21 protein-coding genes and 1 tRNA gene are annotated in these 22,563 nt (G+C 69.9%); 3 read left to right on the top strand and 19 right to left on the bottom strand.

Annotated elements, in window-relative coordinates:
* The first annotated feature begins 1 nt into the window (after window position 1).
* Window positions 2–1,144, top strand: coding sequence for a galactokinase (galK, locus tag ACIA6A_RS11590; RefSeq protein ID WP_396097428.1), 1,143 nt, complete (start codon window positions 2–4; stop codon window positions 1,142–1,144).
* A gap of 871 nt (window positions 1,145–2,015) precedes the next feature.
* Here the strand turns inward: galK and ACIA6A_RS11585 are convergent.
* The 17 genes from ACIA6A_RS11585 to rsmA form a co-directional block, all read right to left on the bottom strand.
* Window positions 2,016–3,314, bottom strand: a complete 1,299-nt coding sequence (locus ACIA6A_RS11585) for a sulfate adenylyltransferase subunit 1 (protein ID WP_396097427.1) — start codon at window positions 3,312–3,314, stop codon at window positions 2,016–2,018.
* Window positions 3,314–4,225 carry a sulfate adenylyltransferase subunit CysD gene (gene cysD, locus ACIA6A_RS11580; RefSeq protein WP_396097426.1) on the bottom strand — a complete coding sequence of 304 codons (912 nt, stop codon included), beginning with the start codon at window positions 4,223–4,225 and terminating at the stop codon, window positions 3,314–3,316. Before cysD ends, ACIA6A_RS11585 begins: the two co-directional genes overlap by 1 nt.
* Window positions 4,226–4,262: 37 nt before the next feature.
* Window positions 4,263–5,153 carry a 3'(2'),5'-bisphosphate nucleotidase CysQ gene (locus ACIA6A_RS11575; RefSeq protein ID WP_396097425.1) on the bottom strand — a complete coding sequence of 297 codons (891 nt, stop codon included), beginning with the start codon at window positions 5,151–5,153 and terminating at the stop codon, window positions 4,263–4,265.
* A 17-nt stretch (window positions 5,154–5,170) separates the two neighbouring features.
* Window positions 5,171–6,571, bottom strand: coding sequence for a sugar transferase (locus ACIA6A_RS11570; protein WP_396097647.1), 1,401 nt, complete (start codon window positions 6,569–6,571; stop codon window positions 5,171–5,173).
* Between the two features lie 505 nt (window positions 6,572–7,076).
* The gene (pth, locus tag ACIA6A_RS11565; RefSeq protein ID WP_396097424.1) at window positions 7,077–7,664 is read right to left on the bottom strand and encodes an aminoacyl-tRNA hydrolase; all 588 of its coding nucleotides are present in this window, start codon (window positions 7,662–7,664) and stop codon (window positions 7,077–7,079) included.
* A gap of 95 nt (window positions 7,665–7,759) precedes the next feature.
* On the bottom strand, window positions 7,760–8,380 hold the full coding sequence (locus tag ACIA6A_RS11560; protein WP_396097423.1) for a 50S ribosomal protein L25/general stress protein Ctc: 621 nt from the start codon (window positions 8,378–8,380) through the stop codon (window positions 7,760–7,762).
* 367 nt (window positions 8,381–8,747) lie between these two features.
* On the bottom strand, window positions 8,748–9,728 hold the full coding sequence (locus ACIA6A_RS11555; RefSeq protein ID WP_396097422.1) for a ribose-phosphate diphosphokinase: 981 nt from the start codon (window positions 9,726–9,728) through the stop codon (window positions 8,748–8,750).
* Between the two features lie 184 nt (window positions 9,729–9,912).
* Window positions 9,913–11,346, bottom strand: coding sequence for a bifunctional UDP-N-acetylglucosamine diphosphorylase/glucosamine-1-phosphate N-acetyltransferase GlmU (gene glmU / locus ACIA6A_RS11550; RefSeq protein WP_396097421.1), 1,434 nt, complete (start codon window positions 11,344–11,346; stop codon window positions 9,913–9,915).
* Window positions 11,347–11,411: 65 nt separating this feature from the next.
* Window positions 11,412–11,482 (bottom strand) — tRNA-Gln (locus ACIA6A_RS11545).
* A gap of 39 nt (window positions 11,483–11,521) precedes the next feature.
* On the bottom strand, window positions 11,522–12,397 hold the full coding sequence (locus tag ACIA6A_RS11540) for a helix-turn-helix domain-containing protein (RefSeq protein WP_396097420.1): 876 nt from the start codon (window positions 12,395–12,397) through the stop codon (window positions 11,522–11,524).
* Between the two features lie 33 nt (window positions 12,398–12,430).
* The gene (locus ACIA6A_RS11535; RefSeq protein ID WP_396097419.1) at window positions 12,431–13,330 is read right to left on the bottom strand and encodes an alpha/beta hydrolase family esterase; all 900 of its coding nucleotides are present in this window, start codon (window positions 13,328–13,330) and stop codon (window positions 12,431–12,433) included.
* 42 nt (window positions 13,331–13,372) lie between these two features.
* Complete coding sequence (locus ACIA6A_RS11530; protein ID WP_396097418.1) at window positions 13,373–13,801, bottom strand: DUF4383 domain-containing protein; 429 nt, start codon at window positions 13,799–13,801, stop codon at window positions 13,373–13,375.
* Window positions 13,801–14,262, bottom strand: a complete 462-nt coding sequence (locus tag ACIA6A_RS11525; RefSeq protein WP_396097417.1) for a DUF4383 domain-containing protein — start codon at window positions 14,260–14,262, stop codon at window positions 13,801–13,803. The genes ACIA6A_RS11530 and ACIA6A_RS11525 overlap by 1 nt, the downstream gene beginning before the upstream one ends.
* A gap of 76 nt (window positions 14,263–14,338) precedes the next feature.
* The gene (locus ACIA6A_RS11520; RefSeq protein ID WP_396097416.1) at window positions 14,339–16,150 is read right to left on the bottom strand and encodes an ABC-F family ATP-binding cassette domain-containing protein; all 1,812 of its coding nucleotides are present in this window, start codon (window positions 16,148–16,150) and stop codon (window positions 14,339–14,341) included.
* Window positions 16,151–16,179: 29 nt separating this feature from the next.
* On the bottom strand, window positions 16,180–17,127 hold the full coding sequence (locus ACIA6A_RS11515) for a 4-(cytidine 5'-diphospho)-2-C-methyl-D-erythritol kinase (protein WP_396097415.1): 948 nt from the start codon (window positions 17,125–17,127) through the stop codon (window positions 16,180–16,182).
* Window positions 17,124–17,699 carry a Uma2 family endonuclease gene (locus ACIA6A_RS11510; RefSeq protein WP_396097414.1) on the bottom strand — a complete coding sequence of 192 codons (576 nt, stop codon included), beginning with the start codon at window positions 17,697–17,699 and terminating at the stop codon, window positions 17,124–17,126. Before ACIA6A_RS11510 ends, ACIA6A_RS11515 begins: the two co-directional genes overlap by 4 nt.
* Entirely contained in the window at window positions 17,696–18,616 is a 921-nt protein-coding gene (gene rsmA, locus ACIA6A_RS11505) for a 16S rRNA (adenine(1518)-N(6)/adenine(1519)-N(6))-dimethyltransferase RsmA (RefSeq protein ID WP_396097413.1), read from the bottom strand. Before rsmA ends, ACIA6A_RS11510 begins: the two co-directional genes overlap by 4 nt.
* Window positions 18,617–18,715: 99 nt before the next feature.
* On the opposite strand from rsmA, the gene ACIA6A_RS11500 reads away from it, so the two are divergent.
* Complete coding sequence (locus tag ACIA6A_RS11500; protein WP_396097412.1) at window positions 18,716–19,135, top strand: hypothetical protein; 420 nt, start codon at window positions 18,716–18,718, stop codon at window positions 19,133–19,135.
* Here the strand turns inward: ACIA6A_RS11500 and ACIA6A_RS11495 are convergent.
* Window positions 19,132–20,013 carry a TatD family hydrolase gene (locus ACIA6A_RS11495; protein ID WP_396097411.1) on the bottom strand — a complete coding sequence of 294 codons (882 nt, stop codon included), beginning with the start codon at window positions 20,011–20,013 and terminating at the stop codon, window positions 19,132–19,134. The genes ACIA6A_RS11500 and ACIA6A_RS11495 overlap by 4 nt on opposite strands.
* 81 nt (window positions 20,014–20,094) lie before the next feature.
* On the opposite strand from ACIA6A_RS11495, the gene ACIA6A_RS11490 reads away from it, so the two are divergent.
* Complete coding sequence (locus ACIA6A_RS11490) at window positions 20,095–21,123, top strand: hypothetical protein (RefSeq protein WP_396097410.1); 1,029 nt, start codon at window positions 20,095–20,097, stop codon at window positions 21,121–21,123.
* A 60-nt stretch (window positions 21,124–21,183) separates the two neighbouring features.
* Here the strand turns inward: ACIA6A_RS11490 and ACIA6A_RS11485 are convergent, their stop codons facing one another.
* Window positions 21,184–22,497 (bottom strand): PKD domain-containing protein, encoded by a 1,314-nt coding sequence (locus ACIA6A_RS11485; protein ID WP_396097409.1) that lies wholly within the window; start codon window positions 22,495–22,497, stop codon window positions 21,184–21,186.
* Between the last annotated feature and the right edge of the window lie 66 nt (window positions 22,498–22,563).

Genomic DNA, 22,563 nt, shown 5'->3' with positions numbered 1-22,563 from the left:
CATGAGTGTTGCCTCCGCGGCCGAGCAGGCCTTCCGATCCACCCACGGCACCGAGCCGGCCGGCCTCTGGGCCGCGCCCGGCCGGGTCAACCTGATCGGTGAGCACACCGACTACAACGACGGCTTCGTGCTGCCGTTCGCCATCCCCCAGCAGACCGTCGCCGCGGTCGCCCCCTTCGCCGGCCCCGGCTGGACGATCACCTCCGACCTGGTGAACGAGACGGTGAGCTTCGAGACCACCGGCCCCGGCGAGGTCCAGGGCTGGGCCGGTTACGTCGCCGGCATCGTCTGGGCCCTGCAGGACGCGGGCTTCGACGTGCCGCCGGCCCGCATCGCGCTCTCCTCCGACGTACCCCTGGGCTCAGGGTTGTCGTCCTCGGCGGCGCTCGAATCCGCGGTCCTCACCGCCCTGACCGACCTCGGCGGCTTCGACCTGCCGGTCGCGGCCCGGCCCGGGCTCGCCCAGCGCGCCGAGAACGTCTACGTCGGAGCACCGACCGGCATCATGGACCAGTCGGCCTCGATCCGCTGCGAACAGGGCAAGGCACTGTTCCTCGACTGCCGCTCCCTCGAGGTCGAACAGATCCCCTTCGACCTGGCCGCCGAGGGCCTCGCGATCCTCATCATCAACAGCAACGCCCCCCACCAGCACGTCGACGGAGAGTACGGAGCCCGGCGCAAATCCTGCGAGGAAGGTGCCCGCATCCTCGGCGTCCCGGCCCTGCGCGATGTCACACCGGACGAGCTGGACGAAGCCCTCGCCAAGATCGACGACGAGGTCATCCGCCGCCGCGTCCGCCACATCGTCACCGAGGACCAGCGAGTCCTCGACACGGTGGACCTGCTGCGAGCCGGCCGGGCCCGCGAGATCGGCCCCCTCCTCACCGCCTCCCACGTCTCCATGCGCGACGACTTCGAAATCACCGTCGACCAGGTGGACGTCGCAGTCGAGGCGGCGCTGGCCTCCGGCGCGTACGGCGCCCGGATGACGGGTGGCGGTTTCGGAGGCTGCGTCCTCGCCCTGATCGACACGGACAAGGCCGAAACGACGACGGCCGCGATCGAGATGGCGTACGAGCAGCGCGGCTTCACAGCCCCGACCATCTGGCCGGCCACCCCGGCCCAGGGCGCGCGCAAGCTCTGAACCACCCCGCCTGGGCCGCTCCTGCCACCGCGGCCCAGGCGGCCCGAACGGGCGCGGGCACGCGACCCAGCGGGCACGCGACCCAGCGGGCACGCGACCCAGCGGGCACGCGACCCAGCGGGCACGCGACCCAGCGGGCACGCGACCCAGGCTCCAGCCGCCGCGACCTAGCACTCAGCGCAGCCCGCAATGAACACATTGGCTTCAGCGCACCCCTGCGAGAAAGAACGGTCGTTCTTGGGGTGAGCAGCGCTGTGCCATCACCTTGCGCTGGCAGGTAGTCCGCCAGCCCGCACGCGCTCGCGGGCCACTACCTCCCGGAACCACCCGCCCCGCCCGCGAGGCAAGTCGCCCGTAGAAACCGCCTACCGCACGCCCAATTCTCCGGCGGGACCACCTGCTTGCCGGACCACCCGGCCAGCCGGACCACCCGGCCAGCCGGACCACCCCGGTTACAGGGCCACCCTGCCGGCAGGGCCACCAGGCCAGCCGGACCACCCCGGTTACAGGGCCACCCGGCCAGCCGGACCACCAGGCCAGCCGGACCACCAGGCCAGCCGGACCACCCCGGTGACAGGACCACCCTGGTGACAGGGCCACCCGGCCAGCCGGACCACCAGGCCAGCCGGACCACCCCGGTGACAGGACCACCCTGCCGGCAGGGCCACCCGCCTGCGGGACTCGGCTCATCTGCTTGCGGGAGAGCTTCCTTGCCTGCCCATCTCCCGTACCCGCCCCTCGGACCGGGCAGCGAGAAAGAACGGTCGTTCTCGCACGCCCGGACGCGAACAGCCCGCCCGGGATGAGCCCGGACGGGCTGTGCTCGCTTGGACCGCTGCGGAAACGCGTACTGGAGACCAACCAGCCTCGGTCAGGAGGCTTCGATGATCATGCCGGCGCCGACCGTGCGGTTGGTCGACTCGTCGATGAGGATGAAGCCGCCGGTGGTTCGGTTGCGGCGGTACTCGTCGGCGAGCAGGGGGATGGTGGTTCGGAGCTTAACCCGGCCGATCTCGTTGAGGCCCAGGTCGGGGGCGGCCTCGTCGCGGTGCAGGGTGTTGACGTCGAGGCGGTAGTGGAGGCCCCGGACCACCGTGCGGGCCGTACGCGTCGTGTGCTTGATGGTGTATTTTGCTCCGACTCGCAGCGGGGCCGTCTCGTCCATCCAGCAGATCATCGCTTCGATGTCCTGGGCCACCGCGGGGGCGTTGTTCGGCCGGCAGAGCATGTCGCCCCGGGAGATGTCGATCTCGTCGTCGAGGCGGACCGTCACCGACATCGGGGGGAAGGCCTCGTCGACCGGGCCGTCCGCGGTGTCGATGGCGGCGATCTTGGTGGTCAGGCCGGACGGGAGCACCAGCACGTCGTCGCCGGGCTTGAGGACGCCCGAGGCGACCTGGCCGGCGTAGCCGCGGTAGTCGGTCACCGTCGTGGACTGGGGGCGGATCACGTACTGCACCGGGAAGCGGACGTCGACCAGGTTGCGGTCGGAGGCGATGTGGACGTGCTCGAGGTGGTGCAGGAGCGACGGGCCTTCGTACCACGGGGTCTTCTCGGATCGGGTGGCGATGTTGTCGCCGTCCAGGGCCGAGACCGGGATGATCGTGAGGTCGGTGATGTCGAGTTTCGCGGCGAACGAGGTGAACTCGTCGGCGATCTTGTCGTAGACCGCCTTGTCCCAGTCGACGAGGTCCATCTTGTTGACGCAGAGGACCAGGTGCGGGACGCGCAGCAGGCTGGTGAGGAACGCGTGCCGGCGGGACTGCTCGACCAGGCCCTTGCGGGCGTCGACGAGGATCAGGGCCAGGTCGGCGGTGGAGGCGCCGGTGACCATGTTCCGGGTGTACTGGATGTGCCCGGGGGTGTCCGCGATGATGAACTTGCGGCGCGGGGTCGCGAAGTAGCGGTAGGCCACGTCGATGGTGATGCCCTGTTCGCGTTCGGCGCGCAGGCCGTCGGTGAGCAGGGCGAGGTTGGTGTATTCGTCGCCGCGGGCGGCGCTGACCGCCTCGACCGCCTCGAGCTGGTCGGCGAAGATCGTCTTGGTGTCGAACAGCAGCCGGCCGATGAGGGTGGACTTGCCGTCGTCGACGCTGCCGGCGGTCGCGAACCGCAGCAGGTCCATGTTGCGGGCCGGGGTGGCCTCGGGTTCGAGAACTGCCTGGCTCATCAGAAGTAACCTTCCCGCTTACGGTCTTCCATCGCGGCCTCGCTGACCTTGTCGTCGCCCCGGGTCGCACCGCGTTCGGTGATCCGGGTCGCCGCGACCTCGTCGATGACCTTGTCGACGGTATCGGCGTCGGAGAGCACGGCCGCGGTCTGCGACGCGTCTCCCACGGTGCGGTACCGCACACGGCGGGTCTCGACCGTCTCGCCCTCGCGGGGCACGATGAACTCGTTGACCGCGTAGAACATGCCGGCCCGCTCGACCACGTCGCGGTCGTGGGCGTAATAGATGCTCGGCAGCGCGATCCGTTCCTTGGCGATGTAGTGCCACACGTCCAGCTCGGTCCAGTTGGACAGCGGGAACACGCGGATCGACTCGCCGGGGTGGTGCCGCCCGTTGTACAACGACCAGAGCTCGGGGCGCTGGTTCTTGGGGTCCCACTGGCCGAACTCGTCGCGGAAGCTGAACATCCGCTCCTTGGCCCGGGCCTTCTCCTCGTCGCGGCGGGCGCCGCCGAACAGCGCGTCGAAGCGGTACTTCTCGACGGCGGCGAGCAGGACCGGCGTCTGGATCCGGTTGCGGGTGCCGTCGGGCAGCTCGCGCACCGTGCCGGAGTCGATCGCCTCCTGCACGCTGGCGATGACGAGGTTGAGGCCGAGCTCGGCGACGCGCTGGTCGCGGTATTGCAGGACCTCGGGGAAGTTGTGGCCGGTGTCGACGTGCATGACCGGGAACGGGATGCGCGCGGGGGCGAAGGCCTTCTCCGCCAGGCGCAGCATCACGATCGAGTCCTTGCCGCCGGAGAAGAGCAGCACGGGCCGCTCGAACTCGGCCATGACCTCGCGCATGACGAAGATGCTCTCGGCTTCGAGCGCATCGAGATGGGAGACCCGGTAGGGCTTCGTCTGGCTCATGGGATCCCAGACCTTTCGGTGTCGGGCGTGCAGGGGGTCAGGGTAGTGGAAGGTGACGCTGCAACGCTGCAAGCAACCGAGGGGCGAGATCCTTGCGGCAGACCACGAGATCAGGCAGTTTCGGGTCGGCCTGGTTGTATTTCAATACACTTCCGTCGATGCGGGAAGCATGTAGACCTGTGGCCAGTGCCACAGCCACCGGGGCGGCGCTGTCCCATTCGTACTGCCCGCCGGCATGGACGTAAGCGTCCGCGTCGCCGTTGATCACCGCGGCGATCTTGACGCCGGCGGAACCCATCGGGACGAGTTCGGCGCCGATGTCCTCGGCCAGCGCGGTCACGAACGCCGGCGGGCGAGTGCGGCTCGCGGCGATCCGGATCGGGCCACCGGTGGCCGCGGCCAGCGGCAACGGGGGGTACGCCGGGGCCTGGTCGGTCGCGATCGTGCGGTGCCGGGCCGGCATCGCCACCGCGCCGGCGGCCAGGCAGCTGGGGCTGGAACAGTCGGCGGTCCAGAGCGCGACGTGTACGGCCCAGTCGGTGCGGTCTTGTTCGGAGAACTCCCGCGTGCCGTCCAGCGGGTCGATGATCCACACCCGGCCGGCGTCGAGGCGGTCCGGGCGCAGGGTGTCGTGTTCGCCCTCGCTCCACGCCACCCGGGAGTGGTCGTCCTCCTCCGAGAGCACCGCGTCGGCGGGACGCCAGCGGGCCAGCTCGGCGCGCATCAGGTCGTGCGCGGCCTTGTCGCCGGCGGCCTTGAGCGCCTTGCCGTCCTCGTGACCCAGCTCGTCGCGAACCCTGAGCAGCACCTGACCGGCCCGGTCGGCGAGCCACCGGGCGAACGCGGAGTCGTTCACCGGCGGCGTGCCACCGGACTCCGGCTCCCGTTGCCCCGCGATCCGGGCCGCAGCCTCTGTCTGCTCGCTCATCGCCTCGCCTCTCATACTCAGTAAGCCCCCGACGAACGGACCACCGCGGTCATGGTCCGCAGCAGGATCACCAAGTCCAAACTCAGCGACCAGTTCTCCACATAGCGCAGGTCCAGCCGTACCGCTTCCTCCCAGGAGAGGTCGGAACGCCCGGAAACCTGCCACAGCCCCGTCATGCCCGGTTTGACCGCCAGCCGGCGCCGCACGTCGTCGGCGTAGGCGGCGACCTCCACCGGCAGCGGCGGCCGTGGTCCGACCAGCGACATCTGGCCCAGCACGACGTTCAGCAGCTGTGGAAGCTCGTCCAGCGAGAGCCTGCGCAGCCACCGGCCGACCGGGGTGACACGCGGATCGTCACGGATCTTGAAGAGCACCCCGTCGTGCTCGTTCAGGTGCCGGAGCCCGGCAAGCCGCGCCTCGGCGTCCACATACATGCTGCGGAACTTGAAGATGCGGAACTCCGAGCCGTCCCGCCCCACTCGTACCTGCCGAAAGAGTACCGGCCCCCGGGAGGTCGCCCGGACCGAGAGTGCGACGCCCAGCAGCACCGGCCCGAACAGGACCAGCAACACCAGCGCGCCCAGCCGATCGACCAGGTCCTTCACCAGGCGGGCACCACCGTGCAGGCGGGGGTGCTCCACGTGCAGCATGGGCAGGCCGTCGAACGGCCGGATCGTGGTCCGCGCCCCGGCGACGTCGATCAGGGCGCTCGCCACGATCAGGTCGACCTCGTCGCGTTCCAGCCGCCAGGCCAGCCGGCGCAGCGCCACCCCGTCCAGTTCCGGGCAGCTCAGCACCACCACGGTGTCCGCGTCCGCGGCGTCGACCGCGTTCGCCACGTCGTCGAACGTCCCGTACACCGGAAGGTCGATCACGCCGTCGTGCTGCGGCGGCAGGCACGCACCGACGACCTCCAGACCGTGGTAGCGCTCGCGGCGCAACTGCCGGGTGATCCCGATGACGGACAGCTCGTGCCCGACCACCAGGACGCGGCGCAGACTCTCCCCGCGGGCCCGTTCCAGGTGCAGTCGCTTGCGCAACGCGAACCGCAGCACCACCACCGACGCGAACGCGGCCGGAAGGGCCGCCAGCACGTACGACCGGGCGAGGTCGAGGTCGAGCGCGTAGGACAGCACCGCGGCACCGGCGATCAGCCCGACACCGCCCCGGAAGACCCGCTGGTACTCGTCGGTGCCGACGAACAGGAAACGCCGCTCGTAGGCGCGGCTCACCACGAGGACGGCCAGCAGCGCCACCGGCAGGATCGCCGACAGCAGCAGGTACCACCGGTTGTAGCTGGTCACCTCGTCACCGAAGCGCAGCCCGAAGGTCACCGCACCGGCCGCCACGCCGGCCAGCAGGTCGCTGAGCACGAGCGCCCGCACATAGCGGTGTTCCCAGCGCTGCCGGCGGGACATCGCGGCGTGCCTACCGCGTACCCGGACGAAGGGTCTGGTCGCCGGCCGCGCCGCGGTCGAACGGTTCTGTTTCGGCGACCAGTGCCGGTCGGTGGCCTGGTTGTGGTCGCGCTCGGCCGGCCGGGTCCGGGCCGGATTGCCACTCTTGACCGGCTGCACCGGCGCCGGGATCTTGCCGTTGCGGGCCCGCTCACGGTGCGGCCCGGGCCGCCGGGGCGAGGGACCGTGGTTCGCCGGCGGGTGATTGGCCGGACCGAATTCACCATGATCCCGTACGGCCTCAGCAGCGCGCCGCTGAATCAAGGGCAGGACGAGCGTCGGCTCATCCGGTGTCGCCTTGTGGCTCTCGGACAGGTCCTGCGCCACGCCGCCCCTCCCCGCACCACCGATGGCCACGCACCTATTCGGCGCGCTACGTGACCAACGGACTAACGGGGGGTGGCGTCACGGGACTGATAGACGGACAAAAGACCCTAAAATATCTATCGAATCAGGCACCACGATGTCAACTACCGTGGTATTTGTTCTGCGCCCACTCCACGCCCTCGTGGACCACGGCCTCCACCACATCGGCGGCCCGGTCGACCAGGAAATCCAGCTCCTTGCGCTCCGCACCGGCGAAGTCGGCGAGCACAAAATCGGCCGGCTCCTGCCGGCCCGGCGGACGCCCGATCCCGAACCGGACCCGCGCGTACTCCTTGGTGCCCAGGGACTTCGACATCGAGCGCAGCCCGTTGTGACCACCCTCACCACCACCGAGCTTGGCCCTGACCTGCCCGAACGGCACATCGAGCTCGTCGTGCACGGCGATCACCTGCTCGACCGGCACCTTGAAGAACTGCGCGAGCGCCACCACCGGCGCACCGGACAGATTCATGAAGGTCAACGGCTTGACCAGGATCAGCTTCGGCCCGCCGAACCCCAGCCGGCCCTCGGCGACCTCGGCCACGACCCGCTTGGCCTTCCCGAACTTGCCGCCCACCCGGGAAGCCAGCAGATCGGCCACCATGAAACCGACATTGTGCCGGTTGGCCGCATACTCCCGGCCAGGATTGCCCAGGCCGACCACGAGCCAGGGTGCGTCCTCGGTCATCGCCTTCTAGTCCCGTCTCCTGCGAAAAACAGGTCCCTACGAAAAAACAGGGAAAGCGCCCCGCGGGCGCTTCCCCTGTTTCGACAGTCTCAGCCTTAGCTGGCGGCGGGCTCGGTGCCCTCGGCCGGCTCGGCGCCCTCGGCGTCGCCACCCTCCATCTGCTCGGCGGTCTGCGCCTGAGTGATGAACGCGATCACGAAGTCGGCGGCCACGGCGAGCTCGGTGCCCGTCGGCAGCTGCACGTCACCGGCGGTGATCTGCGTGCCGGCCTCGAGACCCTCGATGGAGACCTCGATGCTGGACGGCAGGTGCATCGCCTCGGCGGTGACGGACAGCGTGTTGCTGTCGTTCTGCACGAGCGTGTTGCGAGCGGCCTCGCCGACGAGCGTGATCGGGACGTCGACCTGGACCTTCTCGCCACGCTTGACGATGATCAGGTCGACGTGCTCATACGTGTCCTTGATCGGGTCACGCTGGATCGCCTTCGGCAGCGCGAGCGTCGCGCCGTTGCCACCGACCACGTCGATGGTGAAGACCTGGTTGAGGCCACCGTGCCGGATGGCGGCGGCGAACTCACGCGCGGGCAGCGCGATGTGGACGGGGGCTTCGCCGTGACCGTAAAGCACGGCGGGCACGAGGCCGGCCCGGCGCGTGCGGCGGGCACCACCCTTGCCGAACTCGGTACGGGGCTCGGCGCTGATCTTTACCTCGGACACGGGGAAACTCCTGAAACTCTGATCGGGCTGCGTCTAAGTCGGCGGGCTGCGGACTGTCCGTTCGGCGGGGCCGAGCGGCGGGTCATGCTCAAGCTGTTCATGCTCAACTGCTCGGCAAGAGGCGCACGGACACAAGCCCGGAGCACCGCGTCGATCACGGTGCCTCAAGCGAACTCCGCATAACCTGCAGCAGACCGCGTGGCACCCTCGCCGTGGCAACCGCACAAGTCTACCTGTTATGCGCACGAGCCGACCGGCGGGTCCCGCCACCTTGACCGTACTGCGGGATTTTCACCCACTCGATGCACTCTGCAACCTGCGAAAAACCCCCACGCCCGCGGACGTGGGGGCCGATGTCGCGATTACCTCAGCTCAGGCCACCGAACAGGGTGGTCACCGAACCGTCGTCGAAGACCTCGCGGATCGCGCGGGCCAGGAGCGGGGCGATCGACAGGACGGTGATCTTGTCGAGCTGCTTCTCCGGCGGCAGGGGCAGCGTGTTCGTCACCACGAGCTCGGAGATGCGGCTGTTCTTGAGACGCTCGGTCGCCGGGTCCGACAGCAACGCGTGGGTGGAGGCCACGATCACATCGGCGGCGCCGGCATCGAACAGGATGTCGGCGGCCTTGGTGATGGTGCCACCGGTGTCGATCATGTCGTCGACGATCAGGCAGACCCGGCCCTCGACCTCACCGACGACCCGGTTCGCCACGACCTGGTTGGGCTTGAGCGGATCGCGGGTCTTGTGGATGAACGCCAGCGGGCAACCGCCGAGACGGTCCGTCCAGCGCTCCGCCACCCGGACCCGGCCCGAATCCGGGGCCACCACGGTCAGCGGGCGGCCCTCGAACTTCTTCTCCACGTGTGCCGCGAGGATGTCCATCGCGAACAGGTGGTCGACCGGACCGTCGAAGAAGCCCTGGATCTGGGCCGTGTGCAGGTCGACCGTGAGGATGCGGTTGGCTCCCGCGGTCTTCAGCAGGTCAGCCATCAGACGGGCCGAGATCGGCTCGCGGCCCCGGTGCTTCTTGTCCTGCCGTGAATACGGGTAGAACGGGAGGACCACCGTGATGCGCTTGGCGGAACCCCGCTTCAGCGCGTCCACCATGATCAGGGTTTCCATGATCCAACGGTTCACGCCCTCGGTCATGGACTGGACCACGAACGAGTCCGAGCCACGCACCGAGTCCTTGAACCGGACGAAGATCTCACCGTTGGCGAACTCGTAGGAATCCGACCGGGTCGGTTCCACGCCGAGCACCTGGCCGATCTCCTCGGCCAGCTCCGGGAAACCTCGCCCGGAGAAAAGCATCAAACTCTTACGGTTCTCCGCGACGATGCTGCCCATGGGCTCGTCCGCTCCCGTGTCATCGAGGGGGTGTGTCACCTGAAGTATTACCCGCGCCCGGCTCCCAGCCATATGCCGGATGCCTCTCGTGGGATGCCTCACCTCAGCTTGCGCCCGTGACGCTCGGTTGACCTCAGTTACGGGCCGGCCGCCGGAGACGGCCGGACCCCATCGACGACAGTGGCTACTCCGCCGCGCCGGCCGCCTTCTCGGCCGCCTCCGCTGACACCGTGCCGGGCCGCTTGCGGGCCACCCAGCCATCGACATTGCGCTGCTGAGCACGTACGACACCCAGGCTGCCGGCCGGCACATCCCGGCTGACCGCACTGCCCGCGGCGACGTACGCGCCCGGACCGATCTCCACCGGCGCGATCAGCACGGAGTCACTGCCGACGAACGCCGCCTCACCGACCGTAGTGTGACTCTTGTTGACCCCGTCGTAGTTCGCGAAGATCGTGCCCGCGCCGACATTCGCCTTCGGCCCGATCGTGGCATCCCCCACGTACGACAGGTGCGGTACCTTGGCCCCCGCGCCCAGCTCGGCGTTCTTGGTCTCCACGAAACCCCCGACCTTCGCCTTACGGCCCAGACGGGTGCCGGGACGAAGATACGAGTACGGGCCGACGGTCGCCTCCGGGCCGATCTCCGCACCGATCGAGTGCGCCCGCAGCACGGTCGCACCCTCCTCGACAACGGTGTCGACCAGCGTGGTGTCCGGCCCGACCACGGCCCGCGCGGCCACCGACGTGGTGCCCAGCAGCTGGGAATTCTGGTCCACCACACTGTCCGGCTCGAGCGTCACCGTGACATCGATCCATGTGGTCGCCGGGTCCATGATCGCCACCCCGGACTTCAACCAGCCGGTGTTCACCCGATCGCGCAGCAGCGACCGCAGCCGGGCCAGCTCGGCCCGGTCGTTGCAGCCCAGCGTCTCGTGCGCGTCCCCGGCCAGGTGCACCCCGACCGCGTGCCCCCCGGTGGCGAGCAGCCCGAAGACGTCCGTGAGGTATTCCTCGCCCTGGTCGTTGTCGGTGGTCAGCTTCCCGAGCGCGGCCCGCAGCAGCACGGCGTCGAACACGTAGATCCCGGCGTTGATCTCCCGGACCGCCCGGATCTCGGCGGAGGCGTCCCGCTCCTCGACGATCCGCTCCAGGTTGCCGGCGGCGTCGCGCACGATGCGCCCCAGCCCGGTCGGGTCGGGCACCTCGGCGGCCAGCACCGTGGCACCCCGCTCCCCCGCCTCGTGCGCGGAGACGAGCGCCTCGACCGTCTCCGGGCGCAGCAGCGGCACATCGGCGTTCAGCACGACGACCGTGCCGACCGCCTCGGGAATCGCGTCCAGGGCGATCCGGACGGCGTGCCCGGTGCCGTTCTGCTGAGCCTGCAACACCGGCGTCGCGCCGGGCGAGATCTCGGAGAGATGCGCACGCACCTGATCGGCCTTGTGCCCCACGACCACGACGGTGCGCGAGGCCTGAGCGGCCTCGGCGGCATGCAGCACATGACCGAGCAGCGTGCGCCCGAGCAGCGGGTGCAACATCTTGGGGGTCGCGGACCGCATCCGCTTTCCTTCACCAGCGGCGAGAACGACGACGGTACGACTCGGGGCCTGGCTCACGCGGGACTCCATTGTTCGCAGTGTTGCGGTGCAGGATGCGGCGCCAACTCAGCCGCGGATGGAAGCTCCCTGGAGAGGATTCGAACCCCTATAAACCGCACCAAAAGCGGTGGTCCTGCCATTAGACGACCAGGGAGTGCAAAGCGGACATAGGTGCTTGAGCCATGTTCGCGCGTCACATAATAGCGTCTCCCCCGCCATCAGTCGCAGACCCAATGCCTCGCATCACGCCCTCGATCGTCCAGTAGAGCCGCCGACCAGCCGGTACTCCCACAGTCAGGCAGCCCCTGTAAGCATCCCCGACGTTGCGGCGGACGGTGGACGGATTGTGCGTCTTGAGAGTAGGACGCCGGAAAACCTCCACCGGCACTCCCACCACTTCGGCCCACCACCGGCACGCGGCCTCCACATCGGCCGACTCGTGAATGCTGACCCGGTAGGTGAGCTTCGCCCGGTCCTCACCCTGACCTTCCAGAAAACGAACGAAGAGCAGGATCAGCACCGGGTCGCTGTTGATGAACACAACTTTGAACTCAGTGGGGCGCCACGGCTCGGCCTTCGCACCCTCACACCAATAAGCCACCGCGCCCAGCAACTGAACTTCTCGATCGGACAGTGAGCCGACCCACGACGCCGCAACCTCGTTGGCCGCCGCATGATCCGCGTCACGCTTCTTTCGGTGAGGTGCCCAGCGCGCCTCATTGATACGGCGGCCATGCTCCCTGCGGCGCTCCCGGGCGCTCTCGGCGTCCCCGTCGAGAGGCAGGTGGCGAACCCAGGGGTAAGCAGTGGATTTGGACACGTCGAGGTCGGTGGCGATCTCAGGGACGGCAGAACCTGCCTGCCGCATCTCGATCGCCTTCGCCCGCAGGTCGTCCTTGGCGTTGGGGCGACGGGTCCATGCGGGCGCAGGTTCGCCCCAGAGCCAGGCCGCCATGGTGTTACGGCTGACTCCGAAGTGTTCTCCGAGCTGAGTCAAGGACATCCGGGTCTCCGCGCGCATGCGCCGTGCCTCGGCTGCGCGGGGATCCCCCTGAAGGGGCTTCTGCATGCAGGGATGTTACGTCTGACAACGTGTCACACGTCAACTCCTTGAGTGTGCCAGGAAGAAGTCCCAGATGACGGCGGTCGCGTTGAGGGATGTTGATGGCGGGTCGAGGTCGAGGCGGCGTTCGCCGGCAGGTGCTCGGCTGCTTCCGGGCCATTGGTGGCCGGCTCCGGCGATGGTGACGAGTTCGACGGTGCGGGCGTCCGGGCAGGGGGCGACCGCGGTGGTGACCTTGCCTCTGACGGTCCGGGTGGGGGCATCGCAGCGGTCGGTGACCCGCCACATTCTCATGAGGTCGGGGATGGCCGGGCCGTCGATGGTGGACGGTGAACGGCCGGGCCCACCCCCGTACGGGATGACCGCGTCCTTGATGCCGTGGATGTGGATGATCGACGTGGGGCGCGGGCTCGCACACTTGTCGACCATGGTGCCGGCGACCGGGGCGATGGCGCGGAAGATGCTGGTTTCGCAGGCCAGGCGATAGGCGAGTACGGCACCGTCGGAGATGCCGGTGGCGAACGTGTTGCTGGGGTCGGTGCCGGGGACGGCCTTCGCCAGCGCGGTGATGAAGCCGATGTCGTCGACGTCGTCGCGGGCGGCCACACCGCAGCAGGCCGGGCCGGCGTTCCAGGTGCCGCCGATGCCGTCGGGGTAGGCGACCACGAATCCGGACCGGTCGGCCTCGTGGTCCCAGCCGTAGGACTGCTGGGCCTGGCCTCCGGTGCCGGCCGGCCCGTGCAACATGATCACCAGCGGGGCGTTCTCGGCGGGGACGGTGACCGGGCGGTAGATCCGGTAGGTGCGTTCGGTGCCGTCGACGGTGAGGGTCGCGGTGGTGGTGCCGGCCGGTGGTGCGGGCGGGCGCACCGGGGCGCGGCCGGTGCAGCCCGCGAGCAGGAGGACGGCGGTCCCGAGCAGGAGCACGTGACGGTTCATGGTTCCACCGTCCACCGTGCCGGATGCGGGCGCCACATTGGGTCAGTGCTCGGCGCGGTCGCTTTCGACCTGGCCGTACAGAGCGGCGGTGAGGACCACGACGCCGAGGGCAGCGAGCACGATGACATTGACCATCGAGACGTTGACGACGTTCGCGTCGGTCTGGATCAGCGCCATGACCACCATCGCGGCGGCCATGAGGGTCCAGCCGAGGACAAGGTTGAGCCGGTGGTGCAGGTTGCCGCCGATCGCGGCGGCGGCGAGGACCGCCAGGCCGAGCAGCGCGGTCAGCCAGGCGCCGGCCGGGTTGAACCGTAGGCCCAGCGCCCAGTCGGCACCGCGGTGGAAGAACGGGTCACCCAGCGTCGTGGCGATACCGATGATCCCCGCGAGCGCCAGGTAGAACCCGGCGGCGCCGGCGAGGACACGGTACGGCTGGCGCAGGTGGTGATTGAGGGGGTAGTGCGCCATCAGGCGTTCTGAGCCTCGCGCGCCTGCCGCGGCGCGCCGGTCTCGGAGGCCGGGGCGACCTTGCTGTACAGCCCGACCGTGATGAGCACGGTGCCCACGATGTAGGTGACGATCACCGTGGCGATGTTGAAGTCGAGGAAGTTGGCGTCGGTGTGGCTGACCGCGAGGCCGTAGCTGCCGACGACCAGCAGACCCCAGCCGAAGTACTTGTCGACCTCGACGTCGGTGTTCTTGCCGACGACGGCGCCGAGCACCACGATCGCGCCGATCAGCAGCGAGACGATCGACCAGAACAGGTTGGTGTCCTGGCCGAGGACCCGGTCGCCACCGTTGCCGAACAGGCCGTCACCGGACGTGACGATCAGGCCGATCACACCGAAGACGACCAGGTACACCCCGCTCAGCGCGCCGAGGGCACGGTAGATAGGCCGCAGCGGGTGATTGACCGGGGTGTGCGCCATGGTGTGTCTCCAAGCTCGGTTTGTGTCGTTGAAGATTCTCGCGCATCCCGCGAACGGGCGCAGGAGCACCCCCGGATCAGGCGTCCCCGACCTGCTCGGCGAGCTCCAGCCAGGCTTCCTCGACCTGACCGCGTTCTTCCTGTACGGCCTTCAGCTCGGCGTCCAGCTCGACGATCCGCCCGTAGTCGCTGCCGTTCGCGGCCAGCTTCTCGTTGATCTTCACGACCCGGTCGTCGAGCTTGACGAGCTGGCGTTCCAGCCGGGTGAGGTCCTTCTTCGCGGTGCGCAGATCGGCCGCGGACAACGCGCTGGAGGGTTTGCTCCCCGCCGGAGCATTCTGCGTGCCGGTCGTCGACACCTGCGCGCCGCCGAAGATCGAGGCCGCTTTCGACAGGTATTCGTCGATGCCACCGGGCAGGTGCACCATCCGGCCGTCACCGAACATGCCGTACGCCGTGTCGGTCACCCGTTCGACCAGGTATCGGTCGTGGCTGGCGACCACCATCGTGCCGGGCCACGAGTCGAGCAGGTCCTCCAGCGATGCCAGCGTGTCGGTGTCGAGGTCGTTCGTCGGTTCGTCGAGCAGCAGCACGTTGGGCTCGGTGGCCAGCAGGCGCAGCAGCTGCAGGCGGCGGCGCTCGCCACCGGACAGGTCGCTGACCGGGGTCCAGATGCGCTTGTCGGTGAAGCCGAACACCTCGGCGAGCTGACCGGCGGAGAGCTCCCGGTCGCCGAGCTTGACCCGCCGGGCCACGTCCTCGACCGCCTCGAGCAGCCGCATGTGTCCCGGCAGCTCCTTGAGCTCCTGGGACAGGAACGCGGCCCGCACCGTCGAGCCGGTGACCAGGCGGCCGCCGTCCGGCTTGGTGATGCCGGCGAGCAGGCGCAGCAGGGTGGTCTTGCCGGCGCCGTTCGCACCGAGGATCGCGATCCGGTCACCCGGGCCGACCTGCCAGGTCGTGTTGCCGAGGATCGGCTTGGTGCCGGCCTTGAGCGTCACGTCCTCCAGGTCGTAGACCTGCTTGCCGAGCCGGGTGGTGGCCATCCGCTGCAGACTGATCTTGTCGCGCACCGGCGGCACGTCGGCGATGAGCTCGTTGGCCGCGTCGATCCGGAACTGCGGCTTCGAGGTACGGGCCGGGGGCCCCCGCCGCAGCCAGGCGATCTCCTTGCGGAGCAGGTTCTGCCGGCGGGCCTCGACGGTCGCGGCGACCCGCAGCCGCTCGGCCCGCGACAGCGTCCAGGCCGCGTAACCGCCCTCGTACATGTGGACCGTCTCGTCGACGACCTCCCAGGTGGAGGTGCAGACGGCGTCCAGGAACCAGCGGTCGTGCGTCACGACCACCAGGGATCCGCGCCGGCCCAGCAGGTAACGGGCGAGCCAGTCGACGCCGGCCACGTCCAGATGGTTGGTGGGCTCGTCGAGGATGAGCAGGTCGGACTCGCGCACCAGCAGCGCGGCGAGGGCGACCCGGCGGCGTTCGCCACCGGACATCGGCCCGACCGGCGTCTCGAGACCCAGGTGCCCCATGCCGAGGCCGTCCAGGATCTCGCGTACGCCGGAGTCACCGGCCCACTCGTGTTCGGCGCCCATGCCCTCGGCGAGCCAGGCGGTGCCCAGCACGACGTCACGCACGGTTGCCTCGCCGGCGAGCACGAGGTTCTGCGGGAGTGCGGCGACCCGCAGGTCCCGCCGGTGGGTGACCCGGCCGGAGTCGGGCTCCTCGAACTTGGCGAGCATGCGCAGCAGCGTCGACTTGCCGGCGCCGTTGAGGCCGACGATGCCGACCCGTGCATCGTCGTCGAGTCCTAGAGAAACGTCGGTGAGCAGCTGACCGGCAGCGCCGTATCCCTTGCCCACCCGGTCGAGATTAACGATATTGGCCACGATGGGACCAAGGGTAACCGGAGCCCGGGTCAGACGGCCCGGGCGCCCGGCATCGGCCCGCGTGCCGGGACGGCGACGCGGCACACACCGGCCGTGGACAGCTCGGCGGCGAGCTTCTCGGCATGGTTGCTGTCGGCGGCCAGGAAGACACAGGTCGGCCCCGATCCGGACACGATGCCGGCCAGCGCGCCCGCGTCGTACCCGGCCCGGAGCACGTCGGCCAGCGCCGGTCGCAGCGACAACGCGGCCGGTTGCAGGTCGTTGGCCAGGGCCGCGCCGAGCGCCTCGGGCCGGCGCTGCCGCAGGGCGGCCATCAGCTCACTGGGGCTCTCCAGCGGCTCCGGTGACCAGGTGCTCTCCCGCAGCCGGTCCAGCTCGCGGTAGACCGCCGGGGTGGACAGCCCGCCGTCGGCGATCGCGACCACCCAGTGCCACTGGGTCGGCCGGGCCAGGATCGGGCTCACCGCCTCGCCGTGCCCGGTGCCCAGCGCGGTGCCCCCCTGGAGCAGGAACGGCACGTCCGAACCGAGCTCGGCACCGATCTCGGCCAGCTCGTCCTTGCCGTATCCGGTGCCCCACAGCAGGTCGCAGGCGAGCAGCGTCGCGGCGGCGTCGGCGCTGCCCCCGGCCAGCCCACCGGCGAGCGGGATCGACTTGCGTAGGTGCAGCCGGGCATGGGCGGGCACCCGGGCCTTCTGCGCCAGCGCCCGCGCGGCCCGGATGATCAGGTTGCTGTCGTCCAGCGCCAGCTCCCCGGTGCCCTCACCCTCCATGGTCAGCGTGAGGGTGTCCCCGGGCCGGGCGGTCAGCTCATCGAACAGGCTGATCGCGTGGTAGACCGTGTTGAGCTCATGGAACCCGTCCGGCCGCAGCGGCCCGACCCCGAGATGAAGATTGATCTTGGCGGGTACCCGCACCTTGACCGGCCCGGAGAACCGGCGGGGCTTGTCGTCGTCCGGCCCCCACGCCTCGGTCACGGGGCGATGTCCCGGATCGGCAGCTTGATCTCGAACGGCGCGCTCAGCACCAGCTCGGCCCCGGCTTCCCCGGCCGCCTCGTAGCGCCCGTCCACCAGGTCGTACGCGAAGACCCGCAGCGGATCCTGCTCGATCCGCCAGAAATGCGGAATCCCGGCAGCGGCATACAAAGCAGGCTTCTCCAGCCGGTCGCGACGGCGGGTGCCGGGAGAGACGATCTCGACGGCGATGACCACCTGGGAGGGAAGGACATAATGATTGCCCGAGGCCACCGGCTGACGCAGCAGCAGAACGTCCGGCTCGAGGCTGTCCCGCATCCCCACCGCCACACCGACGGCCGTCACCGCGAGGAACGTGTCCGGCGCATGCTGCCGCAACCAGGCCCAGAGCAGATTGCCGATGTTCTGATGGCCGATCGTCGGCGAGGGGACCACGATCATGACTCCGTCGAGAAGTTCGACGCGCGGGGCGTCATCGGGCAGGTTGAGGACGTCCTCGAGGAAGTGGCCGGCCGTCCGCTGCCGCACCGGGTCCGGCGTCCACATGACGGGCGTGGTCGGTTCCGCGGTCATGAGTCCACCTCCTCGTGCTGCCTTCCGGATGCGCTGAGCCTACCGCCGTACCCCAGTTCGATGGCGGCCCCCGCGATGGCGGCGAACTGGGCGACGGACAGCGCCTCACCCCTCGCCTGAGGGCTGACCCCGGCCGCCACCAGGACCTTCTCGGCGTGGTCGGCGCCGCCGGCCCAGCCGGACAGCGCCGCGCGAAGTGTTTTGCGGCGTTGGGCGAACGCCGCGTCGATCACCTGGAAAACCGTCGCGCGGGGCACGCCGGCCAGCGGACCCGCCGCAGCCTCCGCCGGATCGCGGCGGGTGAAGGCCACCAGACCGGAGTCGACGTTGGGGACCGGCCAGAACACCGCGGGGGGTACGCGTCCAGCCGCCCGGGCGTCGCCGTACCAGGCGAGTTTGACCGACGGGACGCCGTACACCTTGGTCCCGGGGCCGGCGACGAGCCGGTCGGCGACCTCCTTCTGGACCATCACCAGGCCGCCGCGCAGCGTGGGCAGCACGCTGAGCAGGTGCAGCACCACCGGGACGGCCACGTTGTAGGGCAGGTTGGCGACGAGCATGGTCGGCGGCGGGGTGAACAGGCCCGCGCGCACCTTGAGCGCGTCGGCGGGGTGCACGGTGAGTTTCGTGGCGTCGGCGCGTTCCGCGACGGTGGCCGGCAGCGCGGCGGCCAGCACCGGATCGATCTCGACCGCGTGTACGTGCGCCGCGGCCCCGACCAGCCCGAGGGTGAGCGAGCCGAGCCCGGGTCCGACCTCGAGCACCACGTCGTCGGCGGTGAGCCCGGCGGCGGCCACGATGCGGCGCACGGTGTTGGGATCGTGCACGAAGTTCTGGCCGAGTTTCTTCGTCGGCGCCACCCCGAGCCGACCCGCGAGTTCCCGGATCTCCGCCGGGCCGAGCAGTCCGTCAGCCATGACGCCACAGCCTACGGCGCCCCGGGTGACGACCCGGAGGGCCACCCGGGCACGGGTACGCCGACAGCGGCGGTCGATCCGGGGTTGTACAACAGGGGCATGACGGAGCTGGTACAGCTGCGAGGCGTGGTCGAGGCGACTCCCGACGAGGTCGCGGCGGTGCTGCTGGACGCGCGGCCGGGTGGGCGTTCCCCGCTCGCCGCGACCGGGTCGGCCCGGCCCGCCGCGGGTGACGAGTTCACCGTCACCCGGGACGGCGGCACCCTCACGGTGTCCGTCGACCGCGCCCACCGCACCATCTCCCAGCAGGGCGAATGGTGGTATTGCGGGGTCACCAGCGTCGAGTCCGAACAGCGTGGCGCGCTGGTCGTGCACCGCATCCTCAACGTCGCCCCGGGGCACCGGTGGGCGGTCCGGTTCGTCTCGCGCGGGCCGGTGCTCGCCGCGCCGACGAGCTTCGCCAAGCTCCTCGGCGGGCTCGGCGAGCAGCTCGACTGCGCCGCGTACCCCCTCCCTTAGGACCAGGGGCCGAAGACCCGGTCGCCGTTGGCGGAGACCGCGGCGCAGAGGGTGTCGAGGTCCTGGCCGGTCGTCTCGGCAAGAGCCCGCATGGTGACCGGGATCAGGTACGACGCGTTGGGCCGGCCGCGGTACGGCACCGGTGTCAGGTACGGCGCGTCGGTCTCGACCAGCATCTGCGCCGGCGGTGTCACGGCGGCGGCCGCGCGCAGGTTGGCGGCGTTGGTGAACGTCACCGTGCCGGCGAAGCTGAGCAGGTAGCCCCGGCGCACGCATTCGGCCGCGAACTCCTCGTCGCCCGAGAAGCAGTGCAGCACCACGGTGTCCGGGGCGCCCTCCTCGTCGAGCACGCGCAGCACGTCCTGGTGGGCTTCCCGGTCGTGGATGATCAGCGGTTTCGCATACCGCTTGGCGATGGCGATGTGGGCGCGGAAGCTGTGCTCCTGCGCGGCCCGGCCCTCGTCACCGGTGCGGAACGTGTCCAGTCCGGTCTCGCCCAGCCCGCGGACCCGGGGCTCGGCGGCCAGCGCCTCGATCTCACGCAGGGCCTCGTCGAGCTCGCCGGCGGACAGTCGCGGGGCCTCGTTGGGGTGCAGGGCCACCGCGGCGAGGACGGCCGGGTGCCGGGCCGCCAGTTCCGCGCCCCACCGCGAGGACGCCAGGTCGACGCCGACCTGGACCAGCCGGTCGACGCCGGACGTGGCCGCCGCCGCGATGAGCGCCTCGACCGGATCCCCCGCCCCGGCGCCGGGGACGGCACCGGCTTCGAGGACGGTGATGTCGAGGTGGGTGTGGCTGTCGAAGACGGGTACGGCCAGGGGCTCCGGGGCTGGTGGGAACTCCCCTGACCGGCGAGCTGAGCGCTGTTTGCTGTTCATCGCGGACCAGCATCACACATCGCAGACATGAGTCACCTTCCGTTTACCCGGTGTCCATCTGCGACATCTACGTTGCACCGCGTGACCGTGACCGGTGAGGACGTGGCCATCGACCCTCTGGAGCCGCCGCTGATGGCTCCGCTGCGACGGGATCTCACCTGGACGCAGGTTCAGGAGATGAGCCAGTCGTTCGGGCATCATCAGGATGCGCTGCTGCAGAACATCCGCGCGACCGCGGCGGTCCGCCGGGGCACCCGAATGATCAAGGTGCTCTCCCCCGCGCAGCTCGCCGGTCATCTCGCCGGCTGGCTGCCGTACGGCTTCTGCTACCGCGCCTGCGACATCGCCCACCTGCGCACCCCGGCCGAGCTCGCGCTGCTGCGCACCGACGGGGTGGCCGACGACGGGGTCGTGTACGCGTTGCGCTGGCGGGCCACCGACCCGGTCGACTTCGAGATCCCGATGGGCGGGGTGCAGGGCGGGCTCACCGCGGTGCCGGCCCACTCCCGGATCGGCTCGATGGTGCTCGGCACCGGCTTCACGCCCAGCACCGACGATCTGATCCCGGAGTTCGTCACCGCCGGGTTCGCTGACCTGCCGGTACCCGCGAACGCCCAGCTCCTGGCGTACCCGGGGACCGGCGACGAAGTCGTGCTGTATTCGTACCAACCGGAGCAGCACGGCTGGCTGCGGCTCGCCGGCCCGCGCTGGCGGCACCTGCTCGAGGGCATTCCCGGGGTCAGCCCGGACCGCGAGTACGTGCCCTGCACGGATGCCGGCTCGGCCCGGCTGGTGGGCCGCATAGGCGAGCAGGAGTACCAGGCCGTCGCCGACCCGCCGGAGGAGTTCCGGGTGCGGGCGCTCACCCGTGCCGCCCGTTACGCCGTGCAGACCCTGGCCCGCCGGGCCGAGCAGGCCCGGTGGCGCGACGTGCCGGTCTGGGTGCTGCAGCGCGACGACACCTGGGCCCGGCTGCGGCTGCTGCGCCCGGACGCCGACGCCATCGCGGCGGTCGGCGCCCGGTGTTACGAACGCGGCGTGTACGAGGTCTGGGCCCCCGTCCGGGAGCTGGCCGACCATCACATCGCCGAGCAGCCGTACGACATCTGACCGGAAAAGCTGATGCCCCGGCTCGCAACCGCGGGCCGGGGCATCAGCAGGTGTTCGTGATCAGCTACGCGTGAGCTTCGACTTGACCGACGCCCACTTGCTCTGCTTGTCGGCCCAGTCGAACGCGAGCGCGTCGACGTAGATGGTGCTCTTCTTGAGCCCGTTGACCTTCACGGACCACTTGCCCTTCGAGGGCTTGACCGCGACCGGCTCGCAGTTGTTGTACTGCGCCTCGGTGTAGACCTGCTTCCACTTCTTCTGCGGGGTGTAGCAGTACACCTTGCTGCCCGCGATCCGGCTGACCCAGACGTAGACGACCGGCACGCCGGAGCCCTTGTCGGTGACCGTGCCGGACACGGTCTTCCAGGAGCTGATCCGGTTCGCGTTCTTCGGCTTGTTGACCTTGACGACCGGCTTCCAGGAGTCGGCCTTGACCTGGATCTTGCCGAGGAAGATCGCCGACGACGCGCCGTACTTGTTGTAGTACGTCGCCCGCAGGACGGTCGCGCCCTTGACCAGGCCGCCGTTCAGGCGGTGGTAGTAGATGAAGTTGTACGACTGGTTACGCGGCTTGATCTCTTCGACGTAGCCGTCGCCCATGTCGAACCGGATCCGGGTGGTGCCGGCCGGGACGCCGCTGAACGTGGCGGTGATCCGCTGGCCGAGCCACGCGCTGGAGCGGGAGAACTTCACCTTGGCCGGCGTGGTCACGGTGACGGCCGCGGTCTTCTTGGCGGTGTTGCCCGCCTTGTCCTTGACCGTGAACGTGATCGTGAACTTGCCGTTCCTGGTGTACTGCTTGTTAATCGCCTGGCCCGGCTTCAGCGTCGACGAGGAGCCGTCACCCCAGTTCACCACGCGCGCGATGTTCGCGGCGGAGCTCACGTTGTCGGTGACCGTCTTCTGCGTGAAGGTGACCCGCTGGCCGACCCACAGGGAGCCGGTGTTCAGCGCGAACGTGCCCGTGGGCGCGGTCTTGTCCGGCGCCGGCGCCGGCGTCGTCGTGGACGGCTCCGGAGAAGCCGGCGTCGACGGCTCGGGCGACGTCGAATCCGACGGCTCCGGGGAGGTCGGGTCCGACGGCTCGGGAGAGGCCGGGTCCGACGGCTCCGGGGAGGTCGGGTCCGACGGCTCGGGAGAAGCCGGGTCCGAGGCCTCCGGGGAGGTCGGCGCGGAGGGCTCCGGGGTCACCGGCGGCGGGGTGGTGGTGGGAGTGGGGCTCGGCTCGTCGTCCAGCAGCACGCTGGCGTCGGCGACCGACTCACGCCCGGAGTCGGTGGCGAAAGCGGCGGTGGGAGCGAGAGCCCCACCGGCCAGCAGCGCACCACTGACAGCGACGGCCAGCAGTGGCCGCTTAAGGCGTCGTACGTTCAAGGAAACTCCTCTGAGGGGGGTGACCCTGACGAAGGAGACATGACGACACGGCACGGCTGGTAACGA

This window comes from Actinoplanes sp. NPDC051494, assembly GCF_044454705.1.
Taxonomy (GTDB): Bacteria; Actinomycetota; Actinomycetes; order Mycobacteriales; family Micromonosporaceae; genus Actinoplanes.
The sequence above is the reverse complement of the archived record's forward strand: the minus strand, read 5'-3'. Positions and strand labels throughout refer to the sequence as shown.

Bases quoted from the DNA above. Each gene is read 5' to 3' on its own strand.
- ACIA6A_RS11495 (WP_396097411.1), bottom strand. From the start codon at position 20,013: ATGAACAGCAAACAGCGCTCAGCTCGCCGGTCAGGGGAGTTCCCACCA.
- ACIA6A_RS11510 (WP_396097414.1), bottom strand. From the start codon at position 17,699: ATGACCGCGGAACCGACCACGCCCGTCATGTGGACGCCGGACCCGGTG.
- ACIA6A_RS11585 (WP_396097427.1), bottom strand. From the start codon at position 3,314: ATGAGCCAGGCAGTTCTCGAACCCGAGGCCACCCCGGCCCGCAACATG.
- cysD (WP_396097426.1), bottom strand. From the start codon at position 4,225: ATGAGCCAGACGAAGCCCTACCGGGTCTCCCATCTCGATGCGCTCGAA.
- ACIA6A_RS11530 (WP_396097418.1), bottom strand. From the start codon at position 13,801: ATGGCGCACTACCCCCTCAATCACCACCTGCGCCAGCCGTACCGTGTC.
- ACIA6A_RS11555 (WP_396097422.1), bottom strand. From the start codon at position 9,728: ATGGGCAGCATCGTCGCGGAGAACCGTAAGAGTTTGATGCTTTTCTCC.
- ACIA6A_RS11540 (WP_396097420.1), bottom strand. From the start codon at position 12,397: ATGCAGAAGCCCCTTCAGGGGGATCCCCGCGCAGCCGAGGCACGGCGC.
- galK (WP_396097428.1), top strand. From the start codon at position 2: ATGAGTGTTGCCTCCGCGGCCGAGCAGGCCTTCCGATCCACCCACGGC.
- ACIA6A_RS11575 (WP_396097425.1), bottom strand. From the start codon at position 5,153: ATGAGCGAGCAGACAGAGGCTGCGGCCCGGATCGCGGGGCAACGGGAG.
- pth (WP_396097424.1), bottom strand. From the start codon at position 7,664: ATGACCGAGGACGCACCCTGGCTCGTGGTCGGCCTGGGCAATCCTGGC.
- ACIA6A_RS11570 (WP_396097647.1), bottom strand. From the start codon at position 6,571: ATGTCCCGCCGGCAGCGCTGGGAACACCGCTATGTGCGGGCGCTCGTG.
- rsmA (WP_396097413.1), bottom strand. From the start codon at position 18,616: ATGGCTGACGGACTGCTCGGCCCGGCGGAGATCCGGGAACTCGCGGGT.
- ACIA6A_RS11500 (WP_396097412.1), top strand. From the start codon at position 18,716: ATGACGGAGCTGGTACAGCTGCGAGGCGTGGTCGAGGCGACTCCCGAC.
- ACIA6A_RS11525 (WP_396097417.1), bottom strand. From the start codon at position 14,262: ATGGCGCACACCCCGGTCAATCACCCGCTGCGGCCTATCTACCGTGCC.
- ACIA6A_RS11535 (WP_396097419.1), bottom strand. From the start codon at position 13,330: ATGAACCGTCACGTGCTCCTGCTCGGGACCGCCGTCCTCCTGCTCGCG.